This is a genomic window from Streptomyces sp. BI87, from assembly GCF_025957665.1.
Taxonomy (GTDB): Bacteria; Actinomycetota; Actinomycetes; order Streptomycetales; family Streptomycetaceae; genus Streptomyces; species Streptomyces albidoflavus.
Genome location: NZ_CP110079.1, coordinates 3817114 through 3841478, shown reverse-complemented (window position 1 = coordinate 3841478; position 24365 = coordinate 3817114). Strand labels below are relative to the sequence as shown.

26 protein-coding genes and 1 pseudogene are annotated in these 24365 nt (G+C 73.8%); 16 read left to right on the top strand and 11 right to left on the bottom strand.

Features of this window, described 5'->3' with window-relative positions; all coding sequences use genetic code 11:
• The first annotated feature begins 57 nt into the window (after window positions 1-57).
• Entirely contained in the window at window positions 58-1317 is a 1260-nt protein-coding gene (locus OIM89_RS17020) for an esterase/lipase family protein (RefSeq protein ID WP_030700054.1), read from the top strand.
• 271 nt (window positions 1318-1588) lie between these two features.
• On the opposite strand, the gene OIM89_RS17015 is transcribed toward OIM89_RS17020, so the two are convergent.
• The gene (locus OIM89_RS17015) at window positions 1589-2143 is read right to left on the bottom strand and encodes a YciI family protein (protein ID WP_030700055.1); all 555 of its coding nucleotides are present in this window, start codon (window positions 2141-2143) and stop codon (window positions 1589-1591) included.
• 148 nt (window positions 2144-2291) lie between these two features.
• Between OIM89_RS17015 and OIM89_RS17010 the strand changes: the two genes are divergently transcribed.
• Window positions 2292-3386 (top strand): winged helix DNA-binding domain-containing protein, encoded by a 1095-nt coding sequence (locus OIM89_RS17010; protein ID WP_413747428.1) that lies wholly within the window; start codon window positions 2292-2294, stop codon window positions 3384-3386.
• Between the two features lie 17 nt (window positions 3387-3403).
• Here OIM89_RS17010 and OIM89_RS17005 read toward each other — a convergent pair whose 3' ends face one another.
• Window positions 3404-4579 (bottom strand): PP2C family protein-serine/threonine phosphatase, encoded by a 1176-nt coding sequence (locus tag OIM89_RS17005; protein WP_175510892.1) that lies wholly within the window; start codon window positions 4577-4579, stop codon window positions 3404-3406.
• A 128-nt stretch (window positions 4580-4707) separates the two neighbouring features.
• Between OIM89_RS17005 and OIM89_RS17000 the strand changes: the two genes are divergently transcribed.
• Entirely contained in the window at window positions 4708-6396 is a 1689-nt protein-coding gene (locus OIM89_RS17000) for a bifunctional 3'-5' exonuclease/DNA polymerase (protein ID WP_030700057.1), read from the top strand.
• Window positions 6397-7339: 943 nt separating this feature from the next.
• Here OIM89_RS17000 and OIM89_RS16995 read toward each other — a convergent pair.
• Window positions 7340-8272 carry a M56 family metallopeptidase gene (locus OIM89_RS16995; protein ID WP_047471232.1) on the bottom strand — a complete coding sequence of 311 codons (933 nt, stop codon included), beginning with the start codon at window positions 8270-8272 and terminating at the stop codon, window positions 7340-7342.
• A gap of 1 nt (window position 8273) precedes the next feature.
• Window positions 8274-8669 (bottom strand): BlaI/MecI/CopY family transcriptional regulator, encoded by a 396-nt coding sequence (locus OIM89_RS16990; RefSeq protein ID WP_030699942.1) that lies wholly within the window; start codon window positions 8667-8669, stop codon window positions 8274-8276.
• Window positions 8670-9007: 338 nt separating this feature from the next.
• Here OIM89_RS16990 and OIM89_RS16985 point away from each other — a divergent pair, with 338 nt between their 5' ends.
• From OIM89_RS16985 to OIM89_RS16970, 4 genes are all read left to right on the top strand, one after another.
• On the top strand, window positions 9008-9676 hold the full coding sequence (locus OIM89_RS16985; protein WP_030699941.1) for a hypothetical protein: 669 nt from the start codon (window positions 9008-9010) through the stop codon (window positions 9674-9676).
• A gap of 427 nt (window positions 9677-10103) precedes the next feature.
• On the top strand, window positions 10104-10487 hold the full coding sequence (locus OIM89_RS16980) for a GNAT family N-acetyltransferase (RefSeq protein WP_030699940.1): 384 nt from the start codon (window positions 10104-10106) through the stop codon (window positions 10485-10487).
• Window positions 10488-10631: 144 nt separating this feature from the next.
• Window positions 10632-12179 (top strand): MFS transporter, encoded by a 1548-nt coding sequence (locus tag OIM89_RS16975; protein ID WP_047471236.1) that lies wholly within the window; start codon window positions 10632-10634, stop codon window positions 12177-12179.
• A gap of 76 nt (window positions 12180-12255) precedes the next feature.
• Window positions 12256-12942, top strand: a complete 687-nt coding sequence (locus OIM89_RS16970; protein WP_051727333.1) for a class I SAM-dependent methyltransferase — start codon at window positions 12256-12258, stop codon at window positions 12940-12942.
• Window positions 12943-13009: 67 nt separating this feature from the next.
• On the opposite strand, the gene OIM89_RS16965 is transcribed toward OIM89_RS16970, so the two are convergent.
• Window positions 13010-13672, bottom strand: a complete 663-nt coding sequence (locus OIM89_RS16965; protein WP_030699937.1) for a GntR family transcriptional regulator — start codon at window positions 13670-13672, stop codon at window positions 13010-13012.
• A gap of 193 nt (window positions 13673-13865) precedes the next feature.
• Between OIM89_RS16965 and OIM89_RS16960 the strand changes: the two genes are divergently transcribed.
• Genes OIM89_RS16960 through OIM89_RS16940 form a run of 5 tightly spaced genes read left to right on the top strand, consistent with a single transcriptional unit; the run spans window position 13866 to window position 19165 of the window.
• Window positions 13866-15053: a 4-oxalomesaconate tautomerase gene (locus tag OIM89_RS16960; protein WP_030699936.1), complete on the top strand. Its 1188-nt coding sequence runs from the start codon at window positions 13866-13868 to the stop codon at window positions 15051-15053.
• Window positions 15050-16075, top strand: coding sequence for an amidohydrolase family protein (locus tag OIM89_RS16955; protein WP_047471239.1), 1026 nt, complete (start codon window positions 15050-15052; stop codon window positions 16073-16075). Before OIM89_RS16960 ends, OIM89_RS16955 begins: the two co-directional genes overlap by 4 nt.
• A gap of 30 nt (window positions 16076-16105) precedes the next feature.
• Window positions 16106-16789 (top strand): 4-carboxy-4-hydroxy-2-oxoadipate aldolase/oxaloacetate decarboxylase, encoded by a 684-nt coding sequence (gene ligK, locus OIM89_RS16950; RefSeq protein WP_047471241.1) that lies wholly within the window; start codon window positions 16106-16108, stop codon window positions 16787-16789.
• A gap of 20 nt (window positions 16790-16809) precedes the next feature.
• Complete coding sequence (locus OIM89_RS16945) at window positions 16810-17733, top strand: amidohydrolase family protein (RefSeq protein WP_264491398.1); 924 nt, start codon at window positions 16810-16812, stop codon at window positions 17731-17733.
• A 49-nt stretch (window positions 17734-17782) separates the two neighbouring features.
• Entirely contained in the window at window positions 17783-19165 is a 1383-nt protein-coding gene (locus OIM89_RS16940) for an MFS transporter (RefSeq protein ID WP_047471244.1), read from the top strand.
• A gap of 28 nt (window positions 19166-19193) precedes the next feature.
• Here OIM89_RS16940 and OIM89_RS16935 read toward each other — a convergent pair whose 3' ends face one another.
• Entirely contained in the window at window positions 19194-19628 is a 435-nt protein-coding gene (locus OIM89_RS16935; RefSeq protein ID WP_151169056.1) for an SRPBCC family protein, read from the bottom strand.
• Between the two features lie 128 nt (window positions 19629-19756).
• Here OIM89_RS16935 and OIM89_RS16930 point away from each other — a divergent pair, with 128 nt between their 5' ends.
• A complete protein-coding gene (locus OIM89_RS16930) occupies window positions 19757-20902 on the top strand; it encodes a M23 family metallopeptidase (RefSeq protein WP_264491397.1) in 1146 nt (381 codons plus the stop codon).
• Window positions 20903-20953: 51 nt separating this feature from the next.
• On the opposite strand, the gene OIM89_RS16925 is transcribed toward OIM89_RS16930, so the two are convergent.
• The 4 genes from OIM89_RS16925 to OIM89_RS16910 form a co-directional block, all read right to left on the bottom strand.
• Window positions 20954-21349, bottom strand: a complete 396-nt coding sequence (locus OIM89_RS16925) for a VOC family protein (protein ID WP_264491396.1) — start codon at window positions 21347-21349, stop codon at window positions 20954-20956.
• 30 nt (window positions 21350-21379) lie between these two features.
• Window positions 21380-21595, bottom strand: coding sequence for a DUF397 domain-containing protein (locus OIM89_RS16920; protein WP_264491395.1), 216 nt, complete (start codon window positions 21593-21595; stop codon window positions 21380-21382).
• A 160-nt stretch (window positions 21596-21755) separates the two neighbouring features.
• On the bottom strand, window positions 21756-21965 hold the full coding sequence (locus OIM89_RS16915; RefSeq protein ID WP_047471251.1) for a DUF397 domain-containing protein: 210 nt from the start codon (window positions 21963-21965) through the stop codon (window positions 21756-21758).
• A complete protein-coding gene (locus OIM89_RS16910) occupies window positions 21962-22792 on the bottom strand; it encodes a helix-turn-helix domain-containing protein (protein WP_047471252.1) in 831 nt (276 codons plus the stop codon). Before OIM89_RS16910 ends, OIM89_RS16915 begins: the two co-directional genes overlap by 4 nt.
• 103 nt (window positions 22793-22895) lie before the next feature.
• Between OIM89_RS16910 and OIM89_RS16905 the strand changes: the two genes are divergently transcribed.
• The 3 genes and pseudogenes from OIM89_RS16905 to OIM89_RS16895 all read left to right on the top strand — a co-directional run.
• Window positions 22896-23087: a hypothetical protein gene (locus OIM89_RS16905; RefSeq protein ID WP_195730821.1), complete on the top strand. Its 192-nt coding sequence runs from the start codon at window positions 22896-22898 to the stop codon at window positions 23085-23087.
• Window positions 23084-23230, top strand: coding sequence for a hypothetical protein (locus OIM89_RS16900; RefSeq protein WP_175459135.1), 147 nt, complete (start codon window positions 23084-23086; stop codon window positions 23228-23230). The genes OIM89_RS16905 and OIM89_RS16900 overlap by 4 nt, the downstream gene beginning before the upstream one ends.
• Window positions 23227-23631, top strand: a pseudogene (locus OIM89_RS16895) (hypothetical protein); the annotation flags it as partial. The gene OIM89_RS16900 and the pseudogene OIM89_RS16895, both read left to right, overlap by 4 nt.
• Window positions 23632-23934: 303 nt before the next feature.
• Here OIM89_RS16895 and OIM89_RS16890 read toward each other — a convergent pair.
• Window positions 23935-24354 carry a GNAT family N-acetyltransferase gene (locus OIM89_RS16890; protein WP_151169048.1) on the bottom strand — a complete coding sequence of 140 codons (420 nt, stop codon included), beginning with the start codon at window positions 24352-24354 and terminating at the stop codon, window positions 23935-23937.
• Window positions 24355-24365: the final 11 nt, after the last annotated feature.

Genomic DNA, 24365 nt, shown 5'->3' with positions numbered 1-24365 from the left:
TCACCGCACAACCGTGCGAACCGGTCGCACAGGCCGGTCGTACGGAGAGGAGTCCCCTTGAGCGAGCAGAGCGCCGAGCAGTCGGAGCAGAGCGTCGGCACCATCGGCCTGGTGCGCCCCCTGGACGCCGCCGTCCCGCCGGCCGCGCCCGCCCCCGACGAGACCTGGCACTTCGGCCGGGTCCTGAAGGAGGACGCCGACGGGAACCCGGTCCACGAGGCGACCGCCTGGGTCTATCACGGCGAGGGCAACAGCGGCCTGGTCCGCCCCGTCCTGCTGGCCGACGGCTTCAACTCCGGCCACAGCTCGCTCGACGGGCTCTACGACGGCCTGGAGCGCGGCGCCTACCCCTTCCTCGGCGAGCTGCGCCGGCGCGGCCGGGACGTGATCATCCTCGGCTGGGGCGACCGCAGCGCCTCGATCCTGGCCAACGCCCGCTTCGCGAGCGAGGCGATCCTGCGCACCATCGCCCAGCGGCTGGGCGGCGAGCAGCTGGTGGTCGGCGGGTTCAGCATGGGCGGCCTCGTCACCCGGTACGCCCTGGCCAAGCTGGAGCACCAGCGGATCGACCACCAGACGGGCACCTACTTCTCCTGGGACACCCCGCACCGGGGTGCCTGGGTGCCGATCGGCCTCCAGGCGTTCGCGCACTACCTGAAGCAGCTCAACCCGTACAACAGGGCGCTGTCCGACCAGATCAACAGCCCCGCCGCCAAGCAGATGCTCTGGCGCCACCTCGACTCCGTCCAGGCGAGTGCCGAGGTGACCACCGAGCGCGAGGAGTTCCTCGCCGAGCTGGAGCGGGTCGGCGGCTGGCCGCGCCTCCCCCGCCTGCTCGCCGTCGCCAACGGCCGGGGCGACGGCAGCGGCAACGGCGTGGAGGCGGGCGTCCCCGCCCTGCGCTCCGCCGGCCCGGCCTTCCCGCGTACCGTGCTCCACACCCAGCAGGAGGGCGCGGGCGCCGTCGTCGCCGAACTCCGGGCCCTGCTCGGCAAGAACGAGACGGTCACCACGGACGACCTCCCCGAGTTCGACGGCGCCCCCGGCGGCACCCTCTCCTCCTTCGCCCTCGCCGCCGCCGCCCTGAACGCCCTGCCCCTGGCGAGTGCCGAGGCCCCCGTCCCCTCGGTCTGCTTCGTCCCCGCCGTCAGCGCGGTCTCGGTCCGCGACCTGGACACCACCGAACTGCTCCACACCGACATCGGCAAGACGCCCCCGGACGAGAGCGACTTCGACGACCATCTCTGCGCCTCGGAGAACGAGCCGCACACGAAGATCACCGAGGAGCTGGGGTCCTGGCTGATCGACCGGTTCTGACCGGCGGCGGCTGAGGGGGCGGGCAGGCAGCAGGATGGCGGGCATGGCGCCGCTCCCTGGGCGACGGGCCGGGAGGACGAGGCCGACGTCTTCCTCGCCCCCGCCCTGGAGCTGCCCGCCCTCCCGGTGGTCCGCTTCCCGCCTGGGCCGGGTCCCGCACCGCGCCGGCCCTCCTGCTCCCCTCGGACCCGGCCCGCGGCCTCACCGCGGACATGGTCGCCGAACTCCACGCCTGGCAGGCCGCGTGGTGAGCCGGGGACCGATTCATGGCTCAGCGGCGTCCGCCGAACTCCCAGGGGTGCACCTCGACGGCCGCGTACCGGCCGGGAGTCAGGAGGGCACGAGCCGCCTCCCGGCCCGGCGCCCGGACCAGGGCTGCCGTCCCCAGCCAGGCGGCACCGTCGTCGGAGAGCAGCGGGCCGTAGGCGATCAGGCCGTCACGGCACCCGGCCGGGGGCTCCAGGTCGGCCGGCTCGCCCGTCCCGAGGCCGAGCACCAGGAACCGCTCGCCGCCCGCAGGACCGCCGGGGTACTCCCACATGGTGCGCCCCAGCGTGTTCCGCCAGCGGCGTATCAGCACGTCCCGGTAGGCGCCCGCCTGGTAGTTGGGCTCGTCGAAGGCGAAGGCGCGGGCGGCGGCGGGATCGGGCAGACCCACGATGTGCAGGCTGCCCGTGGGGAGTTCGCCGTCATCGTCGGAGAAGGTCGGGCCCCGCGCGATCAGCTCCTCCTCGTACCGGTCCATGTACGCCCAGTGCTCCTCCTGGAGTTGCTCGCGCAGGGGGAGGGAGCCGGGCCGGTCGCGGTGGTAGCAGAGGAAGTCCATGGCCAAGGATCTCCCGGGGCCGGGCGGCCAGGCCAGCGGGTTCGTCACTCCCGTCCGGCACAATCCCCCCGTGCCCCTCACCCAGCTCATCCCGCGAGAACTCAACCGGGCGACCCTGGCCCGCCAACTGCTCCTCGAACGGAGCCCGTTGTCCGTCCCCGACGGCGTGCGGCAGGTCGTGGCGCTCCAGGCGCAGCACCCGGCCTCCCCGTACGTGGCCCTGTGGAACCGGCTCGGCGGCTTCGACCCGGCCGGGCTCGACGCCGCGTTCGCCGACCGGACGGTGGTCAAGGCGACGCTGATGCGCATCACCCTGCACGCCGTGCACGCCGAGGAGTACGCGCCGTTCCGCGCGGCGATGCAGCCGACGCTGTACGGGTCGCGGCTCGGCGCCCGGTTCGCCGGGACGGGCCTGACGCCCGCCGACGCGGCGCGGCTCCTCCCCGGGCTCCTGGAGTTCGCCCGCACCCCGCGCACCTCCGCCGAACTGCGGGCCTGGGTCGAGGCGGAGGTCGGCGCCGAGAAGCGGGAGGGCGCCTGGTGGGGGCTGAAGGGGTACGCCCCGCTCCACCACGCCCCCACGGAACCCCCCTGGACCTTCGGGCAGCGCCCGTCCTTCGTCGCCGCCGGGCTCGACGTCCTGCCCACCCGGGCGGACAGCGACCCCCACGTCCAGGAGGGACTGCGCACCCTGATCCTGCGCTACCTCTCCGGCTTCGGCCCCGCCTCCGTGGCCGACGTGGCCCAGTTCGCCCTGGTCCGCCGAACCGCCGTACGCCAGGCCCTGGCCGCCCTCGGCGAGGCCGTCGTCCACCTCCCGGGCCCGGACGGCACGCCGTACCACGACCTGCCGGACGCACCCCGGCCGGACGCCGGCACGCCCGCCCCACCCCGCCTGCTGGGCATGTGGGACAGCATCCTGCTCGCCTACGCCGACCGGGCCCGCGTGATACCCCCCGCGTACCGCCCCCTGGTGATCCGCCGCAACGGCGACGTCCTGCCCACGCTCCTGGTCGACGGCGAGGTCGCGGGCGTCTGGCGCCCTGTCGGGGGCGCGGACGGGGACGGGGGCGGCATCGAGGCGACCGCCTTCCATCCCCTCTCCCCCGGGACCTGGGAGGCCCTGGCCGCCGAGGCCCGCTCCCTGACGGCCCTGCTCGCCGCCCGCGACACCACGGCGTACCGGCGTTACGGCCACTGGTGGGCGCGCCTCCCCGAGGGCGGGGAGGTGCGGCGGCTCTGAGGTCAGCGGGCCGGGGGTCAGCGGGACCGCCGGGGGCCGTACCAGTCCAGGCACAGCACGGTGGCGTCGTCGGCGAGGCGGCCGCCGCAGGCCTCGTCGACGGCGGCGGTCAGGGTGTGGACCACCTGGCGCGGGTGGTCGCCGGCGGTGGCCAGGACGAGGGCGGAAAGGTCGACGATCTCGGCCCGGCGTTCGCGCATGCCGTCGGTGTAGAGGACCAGGCGGTCGCCGGGGCGCACGTCGAGTTCCTGGACCCGGTGCGCGTCGGCCTCCGGGACGCCGAACGGCAGGTCGACCTCCGGGTGCACCTCCTCGACGCGCCCCTCCCGCAGCCGCAGCGGCCAGTGGTGGCCCGCGTTGACGAACTGGGCGCCGCTGCCGTCCAGGGCCAGGCGGAACAGCAGGCCGGTGGCGAAGGTGCCGCTCCCGTGGTCGAGGAGTGCCTGATGGGTCCGGCGGGCCTGTTCGGCGAGGTCCACCCCGGCCCGGCGGGCACCGCGCGAGGCGCTGACCAGCAGGGTGGCCATGAGCGAGGCCTCGACGTCGTGGCCCATGGCGTCGGTCACCGAGACGTGCAGGGTGTCGCGGTCGAGGGCGAAGTCGTAGGTGTCGCCCGCGATGTTGTCGGCGGGCACCAGTGCCGCCGCCAGGGTGAACGCGTCGGCCTCGCAGCAGGGCGAGGCGGGCAGGAGCTGGCGCTGGATCTCGGCGGCCAGGCTGACCGTGGTGGTGCGCTGGCCCCAGTGGTAGAGGTCGGTGAAACGGCGGTCGGTGACGAGGATGTACGCCAGCACGTGCGTGGCCCCCTCGATCCGCTCCCGCACCTCCGCCGTGACCTCACCCGGGAGGAAGAGTTCGAGTACGCCGAGCGTGTCACCGCGGTTGGTGACGGGGGCCAGCACGCGCGTCCCCGCGGGGCCGTCCGGGACCTGGAGGAGGCGCTGGGTGCGCAGCACCTCGTCGTAGCGGGTGCCGTCCAGCGGGAGCCGCTCGATGCGGTCCGCCTGGCCGGCGGCGGTCTCCTCGGTGACCCGCACCATCCTCCGGCCGACGGCGTCGAGGAAGAGGAACGACACGTTCCAGGCACCGAGCCCGTCCCGCAGGTCGCGCGCCACCACGTCGAGGGAGGCCACCGGCGCGGCCCGCTCCGCCGCCGCCAGCAGCGCCGCCGCTCCGCTTCGCTCCCGTGCCACGACGTCCTCCCAGGTGCCCGGTCCGCGCCCCCGCGCGGTGGACGAGGGCCGTCCCCTCCAGGTTCGCCCCCACGGGCCTTCGGCGCGCCACGAGACCATTGTCGGCCCCCGGTGCAAGAATCGTACGTATGAGCGAGAGATGGGCGGTGGTGGCGACCGAGGGCGGCGGTGCGGAGGTGGCACCGCTCGCCGCCGACGGCACGCTCGCCGGCCCGGTCGTCCGGGAGGCGGCGCTCGCCGAGGCGGTCCGCTCCCGGCCCGGCGTCTCCCGCTGGGTCTGGCGCGCCACGGCCGGGATCTACCCACAACTCCTCCGGGCGGGCGTCCGGGCCGAGCGGTGTTACGACGTGGAGGCCGCCGAGACCCTGCTCCTGGGCCACGAGGGCCGACTCGGCGAGCCGCACTCGGCGGCGGCCGCCCTCGCCCGGCTGCGCGGCACGCCCGTACCGCCGGACCCGCCGCCGCGCGCCGCCGAGCCCGGCGCCGGCGCGCAGTCCTCCCTCTTCGAGCCGCAGCCCGTCCCGGTGGGCCTCACCGACCTCGCCGAGGTCTACGCCGAACAGCTCCGCCGCCACGAGCACGCCGTCCACCCCGGCCGGATGCGGCTGCTCACCGCGAGCGAGTCGGCCGGGGCCCTGGTCGCGGCCGAGATGACGGCGGCGGGGCTGCCCTGGCGGGCGGAGACCCACCGCGAGCTCCTGCGCGAGCTGCTCGGTGAGCGGTACGGCGGCTCGGGCGAGCCCCGGCGGCTGGCCGAACTGGCCGACGAGGTCTCGGCGGCCTTCGGCCACCGGGTGCGGCCCGAACTCCCGGCCGAGGTGGTGCGGGCCTTCGCCCGCGCCGGGATCAAGGTCAGCTCCACCCGGCGCTGGGAGCTGGAGAAGATCGACCACCCGGCGGTCGCCCCGCTCCTCGCCCACAAGAAGCTGTACCGGATCTGGGTGGCGCACGGCTGGCAGTGGCTGGCCGACTGGGTGCGGGACGGGCGGTTCCGGCCCTCCTATCTGCCGGGCGGCACCGTCAGCGGCCGCTGGGCCACCAACGGCGGGGGCGCGCTCCAGATCCCGAAGGTCATCCGCCGGGCGGTCGTCGCCGACCCGGGGTGGCGGCTCGTCGTCGCCGACGCCGACCAGCTGGAGCCGCGCGTTCTCGCCGCCGTCTCCGGGGACCGGGCCCTGATGGAGGTGGCCTCCCGGCCCGACGACCTCTACCAGGCCGTCTCCGACCGGGCCTTCCAGGGCGACCGCGACCTCGCCAAACTGGCCGTCCTCGGCGCGGTCTACGGCCAGACCTCCGGTGACGGCCTGAAGAACCTGGCCGCCCTGCGCCGCCGTTTCCCCGCCGCCGTCGACCACGTGGACGAGGCCGCCCGCGCCGGCGAGGAGGGCCGCCTCGTCCGCACCTGGCTCGGCCGGACCTGCCCGCCCGCCACCGCACCGGGCGGCCCCGCCGAGGAAGCGGGCATCCCCGACGCGCTGCCCGAGGGGGACTCGGGCGGGTACGCCCCCGGGGCCTCCTCCGGCGCCCGTGCCCGGGGCCGCTTCACCCGCAACTTCGTCGTGCAGGGCAGCGCTGCCGACTGGGCGCTGCTCCTCCTCGCCGCCCTCCGCGCCTCGCTCGCCCCGCTCCGGGCCGAGCTCGTCTTCTTCCAGCACGACGAGGTGATCGTCCACTGCCCCGAGGAGGAGGCCCCCGTGGTCGTCTCCGCCATCGCGGCGGCCTCGGAGCGGGCCACCGCGATCTGCTTCGGGGACGTGCCGGTGCGGTTTCCGTTCACCACGGCGGTGGTGGGGTGCTACGCGGATGCCAAGGGGTGACTTCGGGGCGCGGCTCGTCGGCCCCGGGCCGACTTGGGCCTCCTTTCCGGCAGGGCCTCACGCCGCCGGCGGCGGCTGGGCCGGATCGGCTGCGCCTGGCCGGGCTCGGCTGGGCTCGGCTGGGCTCGGCTGGGCTCGGCTTTCCGACCTTCCCGAGGTGACCGTGCCGGTCATCGATGGCCTCACACGCCGGCCGGGCTGGGTTCGGTTGCGCTGTGGCTGGGCTCTGCCTCCGCCTGCCCCGCCGTGACCCTGCGGGTCACCGACTGGCCTCAATCGCCGGCCGGGCTGTCAAGGACGCGGTTCCTCCGGCACGGGGGTGGGGCGGGGCCGCGCCGGGGTACCTCCTCACAAACTGCATGGTGCGGGGTCAATTGGAGCATGGCGGCCTCGTGTGCAGTTTGCTGCGGGGGCACCCCGACACGACCCCACCCCACGGTCTCGTACGCGGCCGACCGCCGGAGGGGCGGACGAGGCCGTCACCCATACCGGGCCCCTCCACAACAACCACCGTCGTCGGTCTCGCTCGCCACAAAGATCAATCGGGGACGGTCTGTCTTCTCCCCCACCCACCGGCGGGACGACGCCGACGAAACGGAAGGGCGGGGACGGGTCGGGGTGCCCCCGCAGCAAACTGCACACACGGCCGCCTTGAAGCGACTGACCCCGCACCCTGCAGTTTGTGAGGAGGTACCCCGACCCGGCCCCGCCCGACCCACACGGCGAACGAACCGCGAACCCCTACAGCCCGGCCGGCGATTGAGGCCAATCGGTGACCCGCAGGGGCACGGCCGGAAGGTCGAGGGCGGAGCGCAGCCCACAAAAGACAGCCCGGCCGGCGATTGAGGCCAGTCAGGGGCGGCGCGGGCCACCCGGGGACCAGCCGAAGGGCAGCCCAGCCGGGCGCGAGCCCAGAAAGACGGCCCGGCAAGTGAGGGCTGGGCTAGAGCGGGGTGGCGGCCTTCAGGACGAGGAGGAGGGTCAGGGCCGCGTTGGCGGAGGAGGCGGCGGAGGCGGCGGCTCCGGTGGTGGCCATGAGGAAGGCGAGGCCGGGGCGGGTCATGGCGGGGGGCAGGCGGCGAGGCGAGGGGGCGGGGCCCAGCAGGGCAGCGACCCGGCGCGGTACGGGCCCGGGGGCCGGCCCGGCGAAGGCCAGGCCGAGGGCGGGCCCGGAGCGGGTGCTGAGGGCGGCCCGGCCCACGGCACGGGCGGTGAGACGGCGGTCCCCGACCGCCAGCGCGGCCTCCTCGTCGGCCCAGCGCTCGGTCCCGTAGGCGACGGCGGAGCGCAGCGGGCGCAGCAGCGGGTTGAGGCAGGCGGCGAGGCGGACGGCGAGCAGCAGCCGGTGGTGGCGCCCGTCGAGGTGGGCCTGTTCGTGGGCGAGCAGCGCGTGCCGCTCGTCCGCGTCGAGGCTCTCCAGCATGGCCCGGGAGACCACGATGCGGCCGGGCCGGCCGGGCAGCGCGTAGGCGTACGGCTCGGGATCGGGCAGGACGGTGGGGTGGGCGCCGGGCAGCCCGGCCAGGGCCCGGCGGGTGCGCAGCCGCAGCCGGGCCTCGCGGACGAGGGCGAGGGCGCAGGCGGTGAGGGCGGCGAGCAGGGCGATGAGGGCGGCGCTGCCGGTCACCTCGTCGTAGGGGACGACGGCGCGGACCTCGGGGGCGGCCCAGGCGTCGGGCAGCGGGTTGCCGGGGAGGCGCGCGGTGCCGGCGACGACGAGCAGGGCGAGGCAGAGCGTGCTGCACACGGCGAGGACCAGGCTGAGTCCGGTGAGCAGCCGGGTGCCGGTGCGCGGGTGGAGGTGCTGTTCGGCGAGGCGGGCTATGGGGTGCGCGGTGAGCGGCAGGATCAGCGGGAGGAAGACGAAGAGCCCCATGTCAGCCGCCGTCGGTGTCGCCCCGGGCGCTCTCCAGCAGGGCCCGCAGAAGACGCTCGTCGTCGCCGGAGAGCGAGGAGACGAAGCTGGTGAGGACGGCGTCGCGGTCGCGTTCACCGTCCAGGACGCGGCGCATGCGCAGCGCGGCGAGCCCGGCCTCGTCGGCGGCGGCGGTCCACAGGAAGGCGCGGCCGGAGCGCTCGCGGGTGACGGCGTTCTTGGCGCCGAGCCGCGACAGGATGGTCATGACGGTGGTGTACGCGAGGTCGCCGCCGAGGCGTTCGCGGACCCAGGCGGCCGAGACGGGCTCGTCCGCGGTGTGGAGTACGGCGAGCACCTGTGCCTCAAGCTCGCCCTGCCCTCGGCGCCTTCCGCCCTGTGCGTTCATCCCGGCCATGCGGCCACCTCCCGTTGTCCGGCCCGTACGGCCCGTCGCCCCCCATTCTCCGGGATCGGCGGGCGTGACGGGTACGCGTCGGCCGGCCGAACCCCGGCGGACCCCGGCAAGCCCGTGGCCGGACCGCGCCGAACCCCCGCAGCCCTCCGGAGGGCCCCTCCGGTCACCGGTCCGGCAGAGCCTCCCCACATGATCCACACAGCCTCCGGGGCAACCTTCGCGCTGAGACAGGACCCGGACACGCACAGGATCATTCCGCCACCGACCGGCCCCTAGTGTCCTTGGAGTCAGCAGGGAACACCGCAGAACACCGCACCCGAAAGCCGCTGGAGATCCTCATGCGTACACGTCTCGCCAACCGTTCCGCCCGTCTCCTTCTGGCCGCCGCCGCGGCGACCGCCCTGGCCGCGACCACCACCGCCTGCGGCCCCGAGGACAACGGCGCCGCGGCGCCCGCGGCCTCCACCTCGACCGACGCCTCCGCGGACGCCTCCGACGGCAAGGAGGGCGGGACGGACTCCGGCGCCGAGGGCTCCGGGAGCGAGGCCGGGGCCGGCGCGGACAAGGGCGGCGACAAGGGCGCCGGCGGGGGCGGTGTCGGCCAGTCCTGCGGCACCAACGACCTGGACCTGACCCTCACCCCCAAGTCCCAGGCGGGCGGCTACTACCAGGTCACCGCCAAGGCCAAGTCGGGCATCACCTGCTACCTGGACGTCAACACCCCGAGCGTCTCCTTCGGCTCCGACCCGGAGGGCGTCGCCTCTCCGGTCGGACAGGGCGGGGAGGACCCGATCAAGCTGACGGGCTCCGCCGTGGCGTACACCGGGATCAGCCCCAAGACCACCAAGGGGGACGCGGGCGTCGAGTTCGAGAACGTGATCGTCTCCGTCACCGACGAGGACCCGAACCCGGCGGAGCTGGCGCTCCCGGAGCCGGCCGTGGTGGAGAAGCCCATCGTCACCAACTGGTCCACCAACCCCGGTGAGACCGTCCCGGTCATCGTCTGAGCAGCACCCCCGCCAAACGGACCACCCGGGCCGTCCGGACCGCCGGACCACCCGGGTGACGACGGCGAAAAGGCCGGCGGGGACCTCGTCCTGGTCGTGATCGAGGTCCCCGCCGGTGGTCCCGCAGACGGAATGCGGGACCGTGAGGCGCCGGGGACCACGGCCGGGTGGCCGCCGTCAGAAGGTCCCTGGCGCCGGGTCGCGGGACCTGGCGGGGCGGGCGTCCGCGTACTCGCGGTGGCGGACGCGCTCCGTCGGTCCGAAGCTGGGGGTGGCGGTGCCGGGGCAGCGCCGAGGGGGACCAGGTCCGGATCGCGGCCCTGGCCCACGCGCGTCTCTACAGTAATGTAGAACTCACGTCGGTCGGCAAGTGGCCGCCGCATTCCCCGGAGACGGGACACCTCCGGGCCGAGGCCGGGAGCCGTCCGTGACGCGACACCCCCGCTCCACCAGACCCGAGTCGGGCGCCGCCCCGGCTTTCCACGCCACCTCCGCCGGGCGTCCGGCGGGTCCGCGCGAACTCCTCATCCGGGACGGCGCGGACCGCGAGATAGGGCGGATCGAGTTCCGCCTCTGCCGCGCCTGCGGCACCGGCCACGTCGTATCGGTCACCGTCGCCCCGTCCTGGCAGGGCCAGGGCCTGGCCCGCGAGGCCCTGCACCGCATCCTCCCGGACGACCTCGCCCTCACCTGGACCACCTCCCGCCAGACCGCCCAGGGCCGCGCCTTCTTCGCGGCGGTCACCGAGGAGACCGGCATCGACTTCCCGGCGGGTCAGCCGGGCTGCGTCCACCTGCGGGAACCGGGCTGAGCCCCGGGCGCCGCCCCCTCCTCTCCCCCGGGCTCACCCGTACGGGTCACCCGCACCCTCCACGCGTGTACGACGGCCCGCCCGCGCGCATATAGCGACCAGGTGTCACGCCCGCCGCCGGACCCCATCGCGGGAGGCCCGCAGATGACCGCTCCCGTCTCCTCTGCCGGCTCCCGTGACGGGGGTCCGGCCCTGTCGCGCGGGCGTCGGTGGGCGGCCACGGGGGCGCTTGCGACGAGTCTGCTCGTCGTGGCGATGGACATGACCGTGCTGAACATCGCGCTGCCCGCACTGGCGGCCGAACTGCGGCCCACGTCGGTGCAGTTGCTGTGGATCGTGGACGTGTACTCGCTCGTCCTCGCCGGGCTGCTCGTCCCCTGCGCGGCCCTCGCCGACCGGTGGGGCCGCAGGCGTACGCTCCTGCTCGGCTACGGGCTCTTCGCCGGGGCCTCGCTGCTGGTGCCGGCCGCCGACGCCGCGCCCGGCGTGATCGCGGTCCGGGCCCTGCTCGGGGTGGGCGGCGCGATGATCCTGCCCACCACGCTGTCGATGATCCGGGTGCTCTTCACCGACCCCGCCGAACGCGCCACGGCGCTCGGGGTCTGGGCGGCCGTGTCGGGGCTGGGCGCGGCGGCCGGGCCGCTGGCCGGGGGGTTCCTGCTCCAGCACTTCCCCTGGCAGGCGGCCTTCCTCGTCAACGTCCCGCTGATCCTGGTGGCGCTCGTCGCCGGGCTCGCCCTGCTGCCGGAGTCGCGGGTCGCGGAGCCGGGGCGCTGGGACGCGCGGGCGGCGGTGCTCGCCCTGGCCGGCATGGTGCTGCTGGTGTGGGCGGTGAAGCGGTTCGGCGAGGGGAACGGGCCCACGGCGCCGGAGGCGTGGGCGGCACTGGCCGGGGCGGGGGTGGCTCTGACCTGGTTCGCGCTGCGCTGCCTGGGGCGCGCGGACCCGCTGCTGGAGCTGCGGCTCTTCGGGCGGCGTCCCTTCACGGCCGGGATCGTCGCCGCCCTCGGCACCACCTTCTCCATGGTGGGGGCCATGCTTTTGCTCGCCCAGTGGCTCCAACTGGCCGACGGCGCGTCCCCGATGGCGGCCGGGGTACGCCTGCTGCCGGTCGCCACCGCCGGGGTCGCCGCCTCCCTGCTGGCGCCCCCGCTGGCCCGGCTCCTCGGGGCCCGGGCCGTCCTCGCGGGCGGCCCCGCCGTCACCGGCACCGGCCTGCTGGTCCTGGCCCTGAAACCGGGACCGCTCGACCTCCCGACGGTCCTGACCGCCCTGACCCTGATCGGCGCGGGCACCGGTTCACTCGCCGTCGGCTCGGCCCTGATCATGTCCAGCGCCCCCGAGGAACAGGCGGGCAGCGCGGGCGCGCTGGAGGAGACCTCGTACGAACTGGGCGCCGCCCTCGGCGTCGCGGTCCTCGGCACCGTCGCGGGCCAGGTCTACCGGGCCCGGCTCACGGACGCCCCGGCCCTGCACGGCGCTCCCCCCGAACTGGCCGCACAGGCGGCCGAGTCGCTCGGCGGCGCGGTCGGGGTCGCGGACCGCCTGGCCCTGCCCCGCCTGGCCGACCAGGCGGCGGCCGCGTTCACCGAGGCGCTGCGCACGGCGGGACTGGTCGGCGCCCTCCTGATGTTCGCGGTGGCGGCGACGGTGTTCGCGCTGGCGCCCGGTCGCCGGTCTGCTTCAGGCTGAGCCGTGGCGAGGGCAGGGACCGCGCGGAACGGCCGTACGGCCGGCCCGGCGAGCCGACTCCGCTACCGTCCCCCGCATGACCGCACCCGACGCCACTCCCGACGCCCTGACCGACTCGCTCACCGCCACCCGTACCGCCTACGACGCCGCCGCCGACACCTACGCCCAGCTCTTCCGCGACTCCCTGCGCGACGCGCCCCTGGACCGCGCGATGCTGGCCGCCTTCGCCGAGGCGGTACGCGGGGCCGGGCCGGACGCGCGAGTGGCCGATCTGGGATGCGGCCCGGGCCACGTCACCGCGCATCTGGCCGGCCTCGGCCTGGTCCCGCGCGGCTTCGACGTCTCGCCCGCCATGATCGGCCTGGCCCGCGCCGCCCACCCGGAACTGCGGTTCGACGTCGGCTCGATGGCCGGGCTGGACCTTCCCGACGCCACGCTGTCCGGCGTGCTGTCCCGCTGGTCGGTGATCCACACGCCGCCTGCGGAACTCCCGCCCGTGCTGGCCGAGTTCGCGAGGGTCCTGGCCTCCGGCGGCCAGTTGCTGCTCGGCTTCTGGGCCAGCGAGTCCCCCGACCACCGCACCCAGGTCTTCGACCACGCGGTGGCCCCGGCCTACCGCTGGTGCCCCGACCACCTCTCCGCCCTGCTCCGCGAGGCGGGCCTGACCGAGACGGCCCGCCTGATCCGCGAGCCGCAGCCCGCCGACCGCCGCCAGTTCCGGCAGGTCCATCTGCTGGCGCGGAGGGCCGATGTGACGGCGTGACAGCGTGACGGGCAGCGGCCCGTGACGGGCCGGGGCGGCGGTGGGCGCGGGCGGGGCGCCGACGCGGTCAGGTCGGGGAGGGGGCGGCGGAGGACCGCAGTTGCTCGATCACGTCGTCCAGGTGAGCGGCGGCGGCACGGCCCGCGGCCTCCGGGTCGCGGCCCACCACCGCCTCGATGATGGCCAGGTGCTGGGGGAGGGACCGGGCGGGCCGGCCGGGGCGCAGGGCCAGCCGGAACTGGTAGCGCACCATGGGCCCGTTGAGCCGGCCGAGGGTGCGCCGGGCGACCTCCTGGCCGCTGGCCTCGATGACCAGTTCGTGCAGCCGCTGGTTGAGGGCCGAGTAGGCGTCCCAAGCCCCGTCGGCGACGGCCTGCCGCATGTCCACGCCGATCCGGGTGAGTTCCGCGCGCTGGTCGTCGGTGGCCAGGGTGGCCGCCTTGGCCGCGCACAACTGCTCCAGCGCCGAGCGGCACTCGGTGATCTGCACGGCCTCCTCCACGGAGACCGTGCGCACCCGCGCGCCCCGGCGGGGGACGATTTCGAGAAGTTCCTCGGCGGCCAGGTCCTGGAGTGCCTCACGGACGGCCCCGCGCGTGGCGCCGTAGGCCGCGGCGAGGTCGTTCTCCACGAGCCTCTGCCCGGGGACCAGGTCTCCGGAGCGCAGGGCGTGCCTGATGGAGTCCGCCACGTGCTGGCGGGCTGCGGCGCCCGTGAGCTTGTCGGTCACTCGGTCGTCCTCTTCCGTCGTCTTCCGTCGCCGTGCTTGGGCCGTCGGCAGCTTCCCGCAGGAAACCTTAATGCGCCGTCCGGGGGAGGCCCCAGCCGGGAAAGCCGAGGGCGACAATTTTGCGAAACATCTTGTCAACAATCTTGTTGATGATTTAGCTTCCTCGTCACACCCCGAACACGAAGGAGGGGCCATGCCTGCCGTAGGAGCCTTTCCGGCCCCGGAGGTCACCCGTCGCGGTTCCCAGACCGCCGTTCCCTGCCTGTTCATGCGGGGAGGCACGTCGCGGGGCCCGTTCTTCGACGCCCGGCTGCTGCCGGGCGACCCGGGCCTGCGGGACGCCGTCCTGCTGGCGGCGATGGGCTCGCCGGACGCGCGGCAGATCGACGGTGTCGGCGGCGGCCACCCGCTGACCAGCAAGATCGGGCTCGTGCGCCCGGCCTCGGCGGCCGGGGTCGACCTGGAGTGGACCTTCGCCCAGGTGCAGCCCGCCGGGACGACGGTGGACACCTCGTCCAACTGCGGGAACATGCTCGCCGCCGTGGTGCCCTTCGCCCTGGAGACCGGCATGATCGCCGCCACCGCAGACCGCACCACGGCACGTGTCCTGACCCTGAACACCGGCATGGTCGCCGAGATCACCGTCGCCACCCCGGCCGACCGCGCGGGGGCCCGGCACATCGCCTACGAAGGCGCCGCACGCGTCGACGGCGTCCCCGGCACCGCCTCCCCCGTCGAGATCGGCTTCCTGGACACCGCCGGCTCCGTCGCCGGCTCCCTCCTGCCGACCGGCCGGACCCGGGACACCCTCGACGTGCCCGGCCTCGGACCCGTCGACGTCACGCTGATCGACAACGGCCAGCCGCTGGCGATCGTCGCCGCCGGGCGCCTGGGTGCCACCGGGTACGAGTCCCCGTCCGAGATCGACGCGGACGAGGAGCTGCGCGCCCGGGTGGAGGCGCTGCGCCTGGTGTGCGGCGAGGCCATGGGGCTGGGCGACGTGTCGGCGCGCAACTATCCGAAGATGACGCTGGTGGCGCCCGCCCGGCACGGCGGAACCCTCTCCACCCGCAGCCTCATCCCCCGCGTCTGCCACCAGTCCATCGGCGTGCTGGCCGCCGTCACGGCGGCCACCGCCTGCGTACTCGACGGCAGCGTCGCCCACGAACTGGCCACCGCCGTGCGGGGGACGGACCCCACCGTCTCCGTCGAGCACCCCTCCGGCTCCTTCGACGTCACCCTGGCCCGCGACGCGGCGGACCCCCGGCGCGTCACGCGCTCCGCGCTGCTGCGCACCGCCCGCCTCCTCATGGCCGGGGACGTCCTCGTCCCCCGCTCCGTCTGGGACCCCGCCCCCACCGTCCAGGAGAAGTCCGCGTGATCATCGACATCCACGGCCACTACACCACCGCTCCCGCCCCGCTCGGGCGCTGGCGGGAGGCCCAGACGGCCGCGCTGGCCGACCCGGTGCGGGCGCCCGACCCGGCAGGGCCGGTCATCAGCGACGACCAGATCCGCGAGTCGGTCGAGACCAACCAGCTGCGGCTGATGGACGAGCGCGGCATCGACGTCACCGTCTTCTCCCCGCGCGCCTCCTTCATGGCCCACCACGTCGGGGACTTCGCCACCTCCGCCGCCTGGTCCCGCATCTGCAACGACCTGTGCCACCGGGTCTCGGAGCTGTACCCGGACCGGTTCGCCCCCGGCGCGATGCTCCCGCAGTCACCCGGCGCGGACCCGGCCACCACGATCCCGGAGATCGAGCGGGCCGTCCGGGAGCTGGGCGCGGTCACCGTCAACCTCAACCCCGACCCGAGCGGCGGCCACTGGACCGCTCCGCCGCTGAGCGACCGCTCCTGGTACCCGGTCTGGGAGAAGCTCGTGGAGCTGGACGTGCCCGCGATGGTGCACGTCTCCAGCAGTTGCAACCCCGCCTTCCACACGACGGGGGCGCACTACCTGAACGCCGACACCACCGCCTTCATGCAACTGCTCGACAGCGACCTGTTCGCGGACTTCCCCGAGCTGCGCCTGGTCATCCCGCACGGCGGCGGAGCCGTGCCGTACCACTGGGGCCGGTTCCGGGGCCTGGCGCAGGCGCTCGGCAGGCCCGAGCCGGAGGAAGCGCTGCTGCGCAACGTCCACTTCGACACCTGTGTCTACCACCAGCCCGGTATCGACCTGCTGCTGGAGGTGATACCGGCCGCCAACGTCCTCTTCGCCTCCGAGATGGTCGGAGCCGTCCGCGGTGTCGACCCCCGCACCGGTCACCACTTCGACGACACCCGCCGCTACGTGGAGCGGGCGAACCTTTCCGCGGTGGACCTGGCGGCGGTCCTGGAGGGCAACGCCCGCCGGGTCTACCCCCTTCTGGACGCCCGCCTGACCTCCCAGGGCCGCTGAGCCCGGCCTCCCCAGAGCAAGGAACGCACCATGCACCCTCTCGGAATCGTCCACCGCGCCGTCGAGCGCGCCGACCGGGCGGCCGTCGAAGCGCTGTCGGCGTTCGGCGTCGCCACCGTGCACGAGGCGATGGGCCGCCTCGGCCTCATGCGCCCCTACATCCGCCCGGTCTACGAGGGCGCCCGGCTCTGCGGCACGGCCGTCACCGTCCTTCTCCAGCCGGGCGACAACTGGATGCTGCACGTCGCCGCCGAACAGGTGCGGGAGGGTGACGTCGTGGTCGCCGGCTGCACGACCGAGAGCGAGGACGGCTTCTTCGGGGAACTGCTCGCCACCTCGCTGCGTGCCCGCGGCGCCGGAGGGCTCGTCATCGACGGCGGCTGCCGCGACGTCGACGACCTGCGCCGGATGGACTTCCCCGTCTTCTCCCGCGCCGTCAACGCCAAGGGCACCGTCAAGGCGACCCTGGGCTCGGTCAACGTCCCTGTCGTCGTCGCCAACGCCCTGGTCAACCCCGGTGACGTGGTGGTCGCGGACGCCGACGGCGTGGTGGTCGTACCCGCCGCGCGGGCCGCGGAGGTCGCCGAGGCCGCCGCGCGGCGCGAGGCGGCGGAGGAGGGCAAGCGGCAGCGGTTCCGCGACGGCGAACTGGGCCTCGACCTGTACGCGATGCGCGGCCCGCTGGCCGACCTCGGCCTGACCTACCTCGACTGACGCCCCGAGGAGCACCCCTGATGACCGACCGGTCCTTCCCCGTCACCCCCGGCTGGCTCGACTGGTACCGCGGCCCGTCGGTACCCCGCTTCACCCCGCCGCCCGGCTCCGTCGACGCCCACTGCCACGTCTTCGGCCCGGCCGCCGACTTCCCCTTCGCCCCCGAACGCAAGTACACCCCTGTCGACGCCTCCAAGCACGACCTGTTCGCCCTGCGGGACCACCTCGGTCTCTCCCGCAACGTCATCGTCCAGGCCACCTGCCACGGGGCCGACAACAGCGCTCTGGTGGACGCCCTGCGCACCGCAGGCGGCCTGGCCCGCGGGGTCGCGACCGTGCGCCCCGACGTCAGCGACGAGGAGTTGCGACGCCTGCACGAGGCGGGCGTACGCGGTGTGCGCTTCAACTTCGTCCGCCGCCTGGTGGACGCGGTCCCCACCGAGGCGCTCCAGGCGGTGGCCCGGCGCATCGCGCCGCTGGGCTGGCACGTCGTCCTGTACTTCGAGGCGGCGGACCTCCCCGGTCTGGAGCGCTTCTTCTCCTCCCTGCCGGTGCCGCTGGTCATCGACCACATGGGGCGCCCCGACATCACCGGGAGCCCGGACGGTCCCGGGTTCGCGCGCTTCCTGCGCTTCGTGGAGGCGGGGGACGTCTGGGTGAAGGTCTCCTGCCCCGAGCGGCTCACCGTCTCCGGGCCGCGCGCCCTGGACGGCGAACGCGAGGCGTACCAGGACGTGGTCCCGTTCGCCCGGAAGGTGGTCGACACGTTCACCGACCGCGTCCTGTGGGGCACCGACTGGCCCCACCCCAACCTCAGGGACCACATGCCCGACGACGGGCTGCTCGTCGACCACATCCCCCACGTGGCGACCACCCGCGACCGGCAGCGCGCCCTGCTGGTCGACAACCCCATGCGTCTGTACTGGCCGGAAGAGGCCCGCTGACACCACCCGGCCCGGCGCTGACGCCGGGCCCTCGTTCCAGGAGCCCGCAGTGGAGCACAACCGCACCACCAACGCGGCGAACCGGCTGGACCGGTTGCCGATCTCGAAGTTCCACAAGACCACCCTGCTCGCGGTGGCATTCGCCTACTTCTTCGAGTTCGCGGACATCAACACCTTCGCCATCACCGCCCCGGTGGTGCGGGAGCAGTGGGGGGCCGAGGTCAACGACATCGCCTACGTGACCTCGACGTCGTTCGTGGGCATGTTCATCGGCGCCGTCGTGGCCGGCGGGCTGGCCGACCGGCTGGGGCGCAAACGCACCCTGACCTGGACCACCCTCTGGTTCACCCTGTGGTCGTTCGCGTGCGTCTTCGCCTGGGACCTCTGGTCCCTCGGTGTCTTCCGCGTGCTGACCTCGGCCGGCCTGTCCGCCATGACCGTCGTGGCGGTCGTCTACATCAGCGAGATCTTCCCCAGCGCCAAGCGCGGCAAGTACCAGGCGTACGCCATCGTGATCGGCATCTGCGGCACCCCGGCCACCAACCTCGTCGCCTCCGCGGTGGTGCCGATGGCCGACTGGTCCTGGCGTCTGGTCTACCTGTGGGGCACGCTCGGCGTGTTCTTCCTGTACTTCGTCCGCAAGCTGGAGGAGTCCCCGCAGTGGCTGGAGGCCAGGGGCCGGCACGCGGAGGCCGAAGCCGTCCTGACGCGCATCGAGGCGAGCGCGGCGGCCGAGCACGGCCCCCTTCCCGAAGCGCGGCAGCCCCGTCCCCGGGGCCCGGTCGTCAAGCGGGGGCTGGGACTGCTCAAGGACAAGAAGTTCCTCTACCCGACGATTCTGCTGTCGGTCCTGTGGATCACCCAGACCATCGGCTTTTTCGGCTACTCCAGCTGGGCGCCGACGCTGCTGGCCGCCGAGGGCGTCAGCGTGGAGGACTCGATCTTCTACGTCGCCCTGACGACCGTGGGCGCGCCGCTCGGCTCGTTCCTCGCGGCGATGGTGACCGACCGGTTCGAACGCAAGTGGTGCCTGGTCGTCTTCGGCCTGGTCATCGCGGCCTCCGGGTTGCTCTACGGGCTGACGTTCACCCCGGTGCTCATCGTCGTCTTCGGCTTCCTGGTCAACCTCTTCGAACGCGGCTACACCGCTCTGGCCTACGCGTACGCGCCGGAGCTGTTCGACACCAACGGCCGTTCCCTGGGGACCAGCATCGCCTACGGCCTGGGACGCCTGTCGAACGCGGCGGGCCCGCTGATGATCGCCGGCATCTACAACGGCATCGGCTACGAGGCGGTCTTCATGTTCATCGCCGGTACCTGGACGGTCGGAGCCGTGGTGCTGGCCCTGTTCGGGCCGGCGACGCGCCGCCAGAGGCTGGCGGCCGACGCCGGGGAACAGCGGGAACCGCGGCCCGCGCCCGCCTCGTCCTGACCCTGGCCGCGCGGGGCCGGAACGCCTCTCAGATCAGCCCCTCCGCCGCCTCCTGCTCGGCCAGGCGCTGGAACTCGCCCAGGTCGTAGTTGGCGAGGGTGGCGTCGAGGTTGGTGAGGGCGCCGAGGTGTTCGAGGAAGCCCTCGGGCTCGTACTCGATCTGGAGGGTGACGCGGCTCTCCATGGCGTTCAGGCGGTGGAAGGTGACGACTCCGGCGTGGTGGACGCCCTCGGTCGTGCGCCAGGCGATCCGGTCCTCCGGGACGACCTCGGTGAGTTCGGCGACGAACTCCTTGTCGGCGCCGGGCAGGGAGAGCTGCCAGGCGAAGGTGGAGTCGTCGATCGGCTGGACGTGCTTGACGTGGCTGAGGAAGGTGGGCCAGCGCTCGACCTCGGCCCAGAGCCGCCAGCTGATCGCCACCGGCGCCTTGATGTCGACGGCTTCGAGCAGTGAGGACGCCATGGGGGTTCTCCTGTGGGGTAGGGGTCGACGGGTCCCGGACGCGTACCCCCGATGGGGCGGGGTACGTCCGGGCGGCTCAACAACCACGCGGGCGGGAGAGGTGGAGAACGTCGCCGTAGGCTCGGGCCGTGGAAACACCCTTACGCGACACCGAGCGGACCCCGGACGCGGAGCCGCCCGCCCCCGAGGAGCAGGAGCCCCGCCCGGACCCGGCGCGGCGCAAGCGCCGCGGACCCGGTCCGTTCCTCCTGCTGGTCCTGCCCACGCTCACCGTGGTGCTGGCCGGTGCGGTCTTCCTGGTGGCCACCGACCGCCTCTCCGGCCTGCTCGGCGGGGACGACGGAGACCAGGCGCCCGCTCCCCAGGCCGTGACGGACCGGGTCGACCCCTCCCTCCTCCCCTGGCTGCGGAAGGCGGCGGACCGGTGCGACACGCTCCGCCCCTCCGTACTCGCCGCGCAGATCGACCTCCGGTCGGGCTGGAGCAACGACGGGGCGGCGCTGTCGGGACCCTCCGGCCTCGCGGGCTTCACCCCCGCCCAGTGGCGCGAGTGGGGCGAGGACGCCAACGGCAACGGCACCTCGGCGCCGAAGGACCCCGCCGACGCCATCATGGCCCTCGGCCGCTGGGACTGCGCCCTCGCCGAACGCATGACGGAGTCGCGCACCAGAGGCACGGTCAACGGCGACCTGCTGGACCTGACGCTCGCCGCCTACGACCAGGACGAGACCGCCGTCACGAAGGCGGGCCGCGTCCCGCCGAAGGCCCTCCCGTACGTCCGCAAGGCCAAGCAACTGTCCCGCCAGTACGCCCAGTTCGACACCGTCCCCTCCCCCCTGCCGGGCGCCGAGGGCCCGCCCCGTGACGGCTACCTGCACCGCCCCCTGCGCTCCACCACCCTCAGCTCCGCCTTCGGCACCCGCCGGCACCCGCTCTCCGGCGTCACCAAACTGCACACCGGCGTCGACTTCCCGGCCCCCCAGGGCACCCCGGTCACCGCCGCCGGCCCGGGGACGGTCGTCTTCGCCGGCCTGACCCGGGCCTACGGCAACCGCGTCGTCGTCGACCACGGCGAGGCCGACGGCAGACGCCTCCAGACGACCTACAGCCACCTCTCCGCCCTGCACACCACCCAGGGCAGCACGGTGGTCCCGGGCACCACCCTCGGCCGGGTCGGCTCAACCGGCCTCTCCACCGGCCCCCACCTGCACTTCGAGGTGATGCTGGACGGGCACTACACCGATCCGGTTCCTTGGCTGGACGGGGGTGGGTGAGGGACGGTCCTCAAGACCGTCCCGGCGGGACACCAGGAGCAGTGCGCGCCGTCAGGGCACCGGCCCGCCTCCGCTCGGCGCGTTGCTCAGGTCGACCACGCAGAAGAGGTTGTCGTCCGGGTCGGCCAGGACCACGAAGTCGGGCTGGGGCGGATAGAGCTCCCAGTCGACGGGCCGGGCTCCGAGCGCGGTCAGGCGGCCCACCTCCGCCCGCTGCTCCTCGGCCGAGTCCGTGAAGAGGTCGAGGTGGAGGCGGGGACGTGGCTCGGGTGGGGAGTCGCTGAGCATCAGGGCCAGGGTGCGGCCCGAGCCGTCGGCGTGCTGGAGCGTCCGCCAGGTCGCGGACCGCCATTCCTCGGCGGCCACCAGATCCAGGGCTTCCGTCCAGAAGGTCACCGCCCTGGGGAGGTCCGTGACACCGATGACCGGGATACCGAGTCGCAACATGGGAACGACTCTAGAGGCCGGCCCACCGGATCAGGCCGAACGGAACCGGCCCGCCTTGACGCCCTCCAGGAACGACGAGAAAGCGTCGGCGGACACGCCGAGCACCGGGCCGCTCACCGCCTTGGAGTCCCGGACCGGGACGGTGCCGTGCGAGACGACGAGGTCGGTGGCCACCTCGACGCAGGTGCCGCCTTTGTCGCTGTACGAGGACGGGAACCAACGCGGGGACGGGGACGTGGACGCCATGGAAGTACCCCTTAGCAGAAGGCTGTTCGTCAGCCGAGCGTAAGCCGCCGCCTCAGCCCGCGCGAGAGCGCCTTCGCGCCGTGGCCGGAACAGCAAGGAGCCCCGCCACCGCTCCCGGGAGGGGAGATGGACGGGGCTTCCTTGACGCTGTTCGCCCGGGTCAGGCCGAGCGGAACTCGCCCGCCTTGACGCCCTCCACGAAGGAGGAGAACGCGGCGGCCGGGACGCTGAGCACCGGGCCGCTCACAACCTTGGAGTCACGAACGGGGACGGTGCCGTGCGCGGCAACCAGGTTGGTGGCGACCTCCACGCAAGTGCCGCCGTTGTTGCTGTACGAGGACTTGAACCAGCGGGGGGAGTCGGTCGTCACGGGGAGCCCTTTCGTAACTGGTTGATCAGGGCCACGGAGGCTGCTTGCGACAGTGCCTCGGCCTGTAGCTGATGGTACGCCGTCAGCATGCCAATGACATCGCTGCCTTCACGCTCCAGGTGGCCCTGCGCCTGGGATTCGGCGTAATAGATCATGGACCGATCCGAAAGGGTCAGGAGATTCACAGGCCGGTCGAGTGTGCGCCGCTCGCCTATCTCGAACGGCGCGATCTGAAGCATGGTGTTGGGCATCCTGGCGAACTCGGCCAGATGCTCCAACTGGCCTTCCATCACTTCATGACCGCCAATGGGGCGCCTGATGCAGCTTTCGTCCATGGTGACGAAGACCATGGGCGGCCGCTGCCGAATCAGTGCATCTTGGCGTTCCGCCAAGATCCTCACCCGCTCAGATGCCTGCTCGGGGCTGATCGCGCCCCGCTGAACTGCGTTGGCTGTGAGCACCCGCGCGTACTCCTGTGTCTGAAGCAGGCCGGGAATGATCCCGATCTCGAACACCCGGATCTCCGCCGCCCGCGCCTCGTACCCCAGGTACTCGGGGAAGCCCTCCAGCAACACCCCCTGCTTCACTTCACGGAACTTCCGCTCGAACTGATCGCCGGTACCCAGGGCCCTGTCGATACTGCGCGAAAAACGCAAGGTAGGAGGCTTGCGACTAGTTTCGATGGCCGAAATATGCGTGCTGGAATATTCAGTCGCGTCGGCCAGCTCGTCCTGGGTCCACCCCCGTTCCTCTCTTGAGCTGCGCACCAGCGCACCGAAGGCGGCCCGAGGGCTGCTCTCCGGGTTGAGTTCTTTCCGATTGACCATGCCGCTCCCAACTCTTCGTTCCGAAGACACAGGTTGAAGCGTTCCTGACTCTAGGCCAGCCTGAGCGCTCCCGGTAGCGGAATAGCTACAGAGAGGAACAAGCATGCCTGGAAACAGCGTTGCCCTGGACGAGGACCCGGCAAGCACCCGCGTCGACTGCGACTCCTGCGTGGAGTTCCGCCTCGGCGAGACCGAGGCCAACGCCGAGCGGGACTGGAGCAGGGCGACCGACTGCCGCGTCCTGCTCAGACGCCACCAGGACTCGGCGGAATGCGTGGCCCGGGAGCCCCGGTGAACACGCCGGCCCCGCCGGACGAACCCCCCGACGGCCCGGACGAACCCACCGAACCGGCGGAGGACTCCCCGCAGTTGCGGCGCCTGCGGGCCCGCATGGCCGAGGAGAACCGCCTGCGCCGCTGGCTCCGGCGCGCCACATGACCGCACCCGCAGCCTGCCCGGCGACGGGCGCCGAGTACCTCGCCGAGGTCCACGGGGGCGCAGCCGCCTCCTCCGTGTTCATCGGCGGGGTCATCGCCCCCACCCGCCGCCTCGCCCTGCGCTGGCTCCACCACCAGGCCCACCGCCTCGCCGACGCCCTCGACCCCGACCCGCACACGACCCACCTGCCCCCACACGCACTGCGCCCCACACCCCGCACCGCCGAACACGCCCCGACCCAACTCCGCTTCTGGGCCGCCGACTCGGACTACACCGAGGAAGCCACCGACCGCCTGGCCACCGGCCACCCGTACCGCTTCACCGCCCGCCAGGGCCCGGCCTGGTACCAGCTCACCGCCCGGCCCCTGCACACCCCCTCCAGCTCCGTCCGGCCGCCCGCGCGACGGCGGCGGCCGGACGGGCCTCATCCCGACAGAGGAGACACCGTGACCACACCGAACGCATCCCCCGAAGACGACCTGCCGGACCCGGCGGACACCCCGGAACCGGACCCGGCCCGGCCCGAACCCCCGGACGCCCCCCGCTACGTCCGCTGCCCCATGCTGGGCTGCGGCCGACTCCACGAAGTCACCGACCTCTGATGACCCGCACCATCGCCGTCACCGTCGCCGCCCTCGCCTGGACAGCCACCATCGCCGTCCTCACGGCCCGGCTCTGAGCGGGGGCCGGGGCGCCGGCCGCCGCTACACCGTCCGGAACATCCCCACGGACACCGGCGCCGTCTCCCGGAACCCGAACTTCTCGTACAGGAACCGCGCGTCCCCGTCGGCGATCAGCGAGACGTACGCCCCGTCCGGCGCCCGGCGGTCCAGTTCCTCGACCAGCTCGCCCATGATCCGCCTGCCCAGCCCCCGGCCCTGGTGCTCGGGCGCGACGCAGATGTCGACGATCTGGAAGAAACAGCCACCGTCCCCGACGACCCGGCCCATCCCCACCGGCTCGTCACCGTGCAGCACGGTCACCCCGTGCCAGGTGTTGGGCAGCCCGGCCTCGGCGGCCTCCCGCGTCTTCGCACTCAGCCCGGAGACCACGCGCAGCCGGAGATAGGTCTCGACGGAGGGCGGGCCGGCACGCAGCGAGTAAGGGTCAGTATGGGTTCTCACCTGCTACAGGT